Origin of the sequence: Acinetobacter sp. CFCC 10889 (assembly GCF_003268395.1) — a bacterium.
GTDB lineage: Bacteria > Pseudomonadota > Gammaproteobacteria > Pseudomonadales > Moraxellaceae > Acinetobacter.
Window position 1 is genome coordinate 1 of record NZ_LQXQ01000177.1, and the last position, 487, is coordinate 487.

General features: G+C 44.8%; 1 pseudogene. It reads left to right on the top strand.

The features are described from left to right. Positions 1–487 (top strand): annotated as a pseudogene (locus AVJ19_RS21275) (phage tail protein); the annotation flags it as partial.

Genomic DNA, 487 nt, shown 5'->3' on the forward strand with positions numbered 1-487 from the left:
TGCAAATACAACCGCAGGTACCGCAAAAAACACAGCAGATGCGGCGAATACCAATGCAACTGAAGCTAAAACTAACGCTGCAACTGCGCTCAGTAAAGCAACTGCTGCTGCGGATCAATCCAGTGCTAATGCCAAAGACATTACTTCAATCAATGCACAACTTACAGATAAAGCCAGTGCAGGAGCTTTGTCAGAGTTGCAAGCAGATGTGAAAGAAATTGATGGTGTAGTGACTGCCAATGCACAAAAGTTAGATGGTGTTTATGCGCAGGTTTCACCTGTTACTGCGGATTCAACTGAGCTGACAGTTGATAGCTCATCAAACCAAGCAGGCTCATGGACCTTACAAAGTGCATTTGCTGAAGGTGATCTGGCTTTAAGTCAGCGTATTGATACGGTGTCTGCTTCGGTCATTGATAACAAAGCATTAATTCAACAGGAGGTTTCAGCGCGTGTAGATGCAGATTCAGCGATTGGTCAGCGTATT